At 70.2% G+C, this 1,971-nt stretch carries 2 protein-coding genes; one reads left to right on the top strand and one right to left on the bottom strand.

The annotated features are described in order from the left end of the window. Positions 1–151: 151 nt before the first annotated feature. The gene (locus AOK00_RS33970) at positions 152–1,720 is read right to left on the bottom strand and encodes a type I restriction-modification system subunit M (RefSeq protein WP_055603988.1); all 1,569 of its coding nucleotides are present in this window, start codon (positions 1,718–1,720) and stop codon (positions 152–154) included. A gap of 122 nt (positions 1,721–1,842) precedes the next feature. Between AOK00_RS33970 and AOK00_RS41235 the strand changes: the two genes are divergently transcribed. After that, positions 1,843–1,971 (top strand): trypco2 family protein (locus AOK00_RS41235; RefSeq protein WP_367870074.1); only part of this gene is annotated, 129 nt, incomplete at its 3' end.

The following is a 1,971-nucleotide window of genomic DNA, read 5'->3' as shown; positions in this document are numbered from 1 at the left end:
CTTCGCACCCCGGGTCGAGGTGACCACCCCGACCCAGACGACCAACCAGGCCGCGCGGATCTACGAGCTCGAGGTCTGCTGACCGACCCCCCGACCCCGACCCCGATTCGGATCCCGATCCCGGACGCGCCGCCGCTGTCGCGACGGCCCGTCAGTCGAAGATCGCGTACAGGTTCCTCATCAGGGACGCCGGTCGCTCGCGGGGGCGCGGCGGCGGCTCCTGCGAGGCGGTTCCGACGTACCGCCCCGGGACGAGCGCGTAGCCCTGCTCGCGTACCGCGGCCAGATCCACCGAGCGGCGGAAACCGGGCTCGTCCCGGTACACGAGACCGGCGTCCCGCGCCGAGGGCGTGCCCCGCCACGCGTGGTAGCTGGTGGCGATCCTGTCGATGTCGTCCAAGGTGAGCACACGTTCCGTGCGGTCCGCCATGGTGCCCGTCCGACGGGCGTCGACGAACAGGATCTGTCCCCGGCGATCCGTCAGGTCCTTCGCACCCTGGGAGGACTTGTCCTCGGTCAGGATCCAGAGGCAGGCCGGGATCGACGTCGTACGGAACAGCCGGCTCGGCAGCGCGACCAGGCACGCGACGCGATCCGCCTCCATCAGCCCCCGGCGAATGTCCCGCTCGGCGCGGGACGTCGAGCTCATCGAGCTGTTGGCGAGGACGACCCCGGCCGTCCCGCCGCGCGCCAGCTTCGCCACCGCGTGCTGGAGCCAGGCGTAGTTGGCGTTCTGGCTCGGCGGAACGCCGTACGTCCAGCGGGAATCGCCCGCGTCCCAGACCCAGTCCGAGACGTTGAACGGCGGGTGAGCCATCACGAAGTCGGCTCTGAGGTCGGGGTGTTGGTCGACGCTGAAGGTATCGGCGGGCACGGCTCCGAGGGCGCCGACGGTGTCGACCTCGTGGATCGCGAGGTTCATCCTGGCAAGACGCCAGGTTCGCTCGTTCTTCTCCTGGCCGTAGACCGAGAGGAAGGCGGGGGCTTCCCGTGAGGCACGCGTCTCGGCGAACAGGGCCGCCTCGACGAGCATGTCGCCCACACCGCACGCCGGGTCGTACGCTCGGCCGCCGTACGGCTCCAGGACCTCCACGATCAGCTGCGCCAGCGACTGCGGGGTGTGGGACTCGGCGCCCCGCTTGCCCTCGTCGCGCGCGAAGGAGGCGAGGAAGTACGCAAACACCTGGCTCAGCGTGTCCCGCGCGGTCATGCGTCCGCGGGAGATGAAGCGAGGGTCCCCGATGAGGTCGACGAGGGCGGCCAGGCGCCGTGAGTCGAGGTCGACGCGGAGGAGGGCCGGCGGAAACATGTCCCGGAGGGCGATGTTCTCGCGCATGAGCGCGTCCACGGCGGAGGCGAGGCGGTAGCCCGCGTCGGGTCGGCTCCAGTCGGCGGTGATGCGGGACCAGCGGGCCGCCTCCGGAACCCAGAGGATCCCGTGGGAGTCGTACTCGTCGCGGTCTTCGAGGAGGGAGTTCCGTAGTTCCTCGGGGACGCCCTCGGCGGCGAGTTCTTCGTCGAGCTCGGCCCGGCGCTCCGCGAAGACGTCGGAGAGGTACCTGACGAAGAGCAACCCGAGGACGAAATCCTTGTACTCAGTCGCGTCGACGGGACCACGAAGGACGTCCGCCGCCTTCCACATGACGTCGTGGACCGCCTCGACGGCGGCGGCGCCGATGCGCTCCCGTTGCCTGGTGGGGTCCTTCTCACGCGGTGGCACGAGGGTGCCGCCTCCTTCCGTGACCGATCCTCCGATTGTCCACGACCGGGGTGGGAGCTGTCCCGGGAGCGCTGTAACGTAGCGGGGACCACAAGTTCTTCTTGATCCGGGGGCGGGCGAGGATGTCGACGATCGGTCTGGCCGCGGCCATCGACGAGCTGCGGCAGGAGCTGTACGAGGCGCAGCGGCTCGGCGTCGGCGAGCAGTTCGCGTTCGGTGTCGAGGAAGCGGAGCTGGAGCTCCAGCTCGAA

Source organism: Streptomyces aureus (genome assembly GCF_001418135.1).
Lineage (GTDB): Bacteria > Actinomycetota > Actinomycetes > Streptomycetales > Streptomycetaceae > Streptomyces > Streptomyces aureus_A.
The sequence above is the reverse complement of the archived record's forward strand: the minus strand, read 5'-3'. Positions and strand labels throughout refer to the sequence as shown.